Source organism: Vaccinium witches'-broom phytoplasma str. VAC (genome assembly GCF_000309405.1).
GTDB lineage: Bacteria > Bacillota_I > Bacilli_A > Acholeplasmatales > Acholeplasmataceae > Phytoplasma.
In genome coordinates, this window is the sequence record NZ_AKIN01000049.1 from 1 (window position 1) to 3,035 (window position 3,035).

The following is a 3,035-nucleotide window of genomic DNA, read 5'->3' on the forward strand; positions in this document are numbered from 1 at the left end:
AAAAATAAATATTTTTTTAAAAAACAGTGAAACTCTTTTTTTTTAGAAATAAAACCATAAATTTACCGATATAAAGAGAATTATTTTCTTAAAATATCTTTTTATTTATTGCATATATCCTCATAAATGATAAAAAAAGAACCTTAAAAAGGTTCTTTTAAGTAAAAAATACGTTGCATTGATATAAAATTAAATTTTATTTTTTAACGTAAGTATAAACACTTAAAGGCATTACCATTTCCGAAATAAACATGAAATTATGACTTTTTTTCAGTTCTGGCATTTCTCTAGTTTCAGTTTCAAACATTTTAAAACGATAATTCATATATTTAATATTATTTTGGACCACTATTTTTTTAATACTGGTTTTTAAACTTTGAAAATCTTGAGGATTGAAAATACCGACCGGTAAAGTGGAAACAATTCCTTTAATTTGTTGATGCGTTATTTTTTCTTTTTTGAGTAAAGTTTCGAAATGAGCGGCATTACCTTGAATAACTTTCAAACCAGGAAAATGAGTTTTTAATTCTTTGCATAAAAAGTCATCTAATTCCACAGCTATTATATTTTCTGCCCCAAATTTTTCTATTAAATATTGAGTAACATTACCACAACCGGAACCTAATTCTAAAATTTTATTATTATTTTTTTTGAGTTCTTCCGGGGTTAAATCTGAAACTGTTTGAAAATATTCAGACATTTCTTGCGCTTCAGGGAAAATACCAGCTCCCATGGTGGTAGGGTGTAAAACCACTTCTTTAGCGTGCAACCATTCTTTGGATTGAAGGGATATAAAAGAAACAAAAAATAAAAGGGAGAAGAAAAATACACTTTTCCACCAAAGAAATTTTTTCTTTTTTTGTAAAAAGATAATCCCGGTAGTTAAAAAGAAAAAAGCGAGAAAAATTTTGCAATAAGAAATAAAGAGATGTTTTTGGTTATCATAATTAATCAATTGTTTAGCAAAAAAACGAGTACTGAAAATTTTTTCTTCAGGCCAATTCATCAATAAATTAACTAAATAACTATCAATGAAATAAAGTAAAGGATGAATTAACGTTAAACCTAACATACTGTAATCAACTTTAAAAGAACCGTTAATAAAATAAAAAATAACAAAACAAATAGGAATAATGATATATTCTAAAAAATAAATAATTAAATTAAAAAATGGTACACCTGAAGAAGGGTAAATATTCCAATCCCTAATAAAAGAACGCAAAAAGATAGTGTTGATAATAACGCTCACCAAAGAACATAAAGCAAAAATATCAGTAATACGTTTATTTTTTTGAAAAATCATTAAAAAAACAGTAATTAAGATTAAAAAGAGACACTGTTTCGAAAAAGAAAAAAAATAATACCATCTGAATTTAACAAAATTATCTTTTTCTAAAAAAAGATTAAAACTATGAAATCCGCCTAACAAAAGAGTTAGCGAAACCAAAGCCAAAAGTAAAACATTAAACTTAATTATTTTATGATAAGTTTTTTTAAAATAATTAAGCAAAACACTAATTTTTTTCAAAGATTTAGCTTTTCTTTCTAACGAGATAAAATGAACAAAATAGAAATTTAATAATAAAAAATATTTAGATTTTAAATATCAATATTATAAATTACATTATCCATTATACCAAATTATTATTTGGTTACGTAAAGACAGTGAAAATGTTTTAATAAATTTATTATTATTCCTCCAAATGGTTAATTTTTTGAATAATTTTATCAATTTTAAAGTTATTAATCTTATTTAAAACTGTTTTAAAATGGCGTTCTAAAATAGTATTAATTTTAGTTTGAATTATTTCATAAGATTCAAATAAAGAGTTAGATATTTTTAAAGGAATTATCTAAGATTTCGTTTTTCATCGTTTGAAAATCATCTTTAATTTTTTGTTCTTTTTTAAACTCTTGCTTTTCTTGAAAATAATTCATAATTAATTCTTTATGTTTACGCCCTAAAGCGGTAATAATGTTAAGAAAAACGACTAAATAAGATGGCCTCACAATAAACATATTTTCATATTCAGGCACTTTTTTAACAGGAATATCGTTTTCTTGGTCGTATTCTAATTCACTTACTAAAAGAGCGAATTCTAAATTTTTATTTTTACGATCTTGATCTAATTTTTTAAAATATTGTTCGTTTTTACGTTTTTTTAGTTTGAGGAAGTAAATTGTTTTTCACTTCTGATTTTATTTCTAAAAGCGCGGAAGTTAAAATTTGATCATCTTTTTTTTCAGCATTAAAATGGAGTTTGTAAATAAAATCCCCTTTAGCATTATTAATGATTTGGTTATCTTTTATCCAAGTGATATCATTAGAAATTAACAATTGGTTTTGCACCTCATTATCGCACCATTGTTCTAAGTTTTCTCCCATTAATTTAATGTTAAAATTCGCTCTTTTTAATTGTAATTGAAAAATTTCTTGTTCCTTATTGTGTTCTAGGAGCATTTTTTCTTTCTCTTGCTGGTGCTGCAATTCTTTGATTTTTTCTTCATATTTTTGTTGTAAGGAAAAACGCATTTTTGCCAGCTGTTCTTCTCGATAATTTTTACCTAATTCGTCTAGATTAATTTCAATAGAATCTCTTAAATCAATTATATCGCCAACAGAACCCTTTTCTTTCAATTCTAATTCATACGAATTTTTAAATAAAACTTTAATTTTTTTCATTTTATTCACCTCTTTATTATTTAAAAATGTTTTTATGAAAAAATAATTAAGATACAAAGATTAATATTTTATGGTTTCATTTAAATATAACATAAAAAAACTAATTACCTAGTTTTTGTTATAACTTTTTTTGACTTGCTGATGATAACCATTTGGCGTTATAATAATAAAATATTAGTTTTTATTAGAAATTATTTAATCAATTAAAGGCGATGCATAATTGCATAATATAATAATGAAGCTAGTGCTAGCAATAATAGTTAACCAACAGAGACCCTTTTTCAGGATTTTTTCTTTTATATCAACAAACAACAATTTGTTTAATTAATTTATGTTATTTAAAAAATAAGAT

At 23.9% G+C, this 3,035-nt stretch carries 3 protein-coding genes; all 3 read right to left on the bottom strand.

Annotated elements, in window-relative coordinates:
• Window positions 1–196: 196 nt before the first annotated feature.
• Window positions 197–1,528: an rRNA adenine N-6-methyltransferase family protein gene (locus tag RI68_RS01535; RefSeq protein ID WP_017193496.1), complete on the bottom strand. Its 1,332-nt coding sequence runs from the start codon at window positions 1,526–1,528 to the stop codon at window positions 197–199.
• A gap of 302 nt (window positions 1,529–1,830) precedes the next feature.
• The gene (locus tag RI68_RS04295) at window positions 1,831–2,181 is read right to left on the bottom strand and encodes a DUF2130 domain-containing protein (RefSeq protein WP_261974277.1); all 351 of its coding nucleotides are present in this window, start codon (window positions 2,179–2,181) and stop codon (window positions 1,831–1,833) included.
• A complete protein-coding gene (locus RI68_RS04300; protein WP_017193498.1) occupies window positions 2,153–2,683 on the bottom strand; it encodes a DUF2130 domain-containing protein in 531 nt (176 codons plus the stop codon). Before RI68_RS04300 ends, RI68_RS04295 begins: the two co-directional genes overlap by 29 nt.
• Window positions 2,684–3,035: the final 352 nt, after the last annotated feature.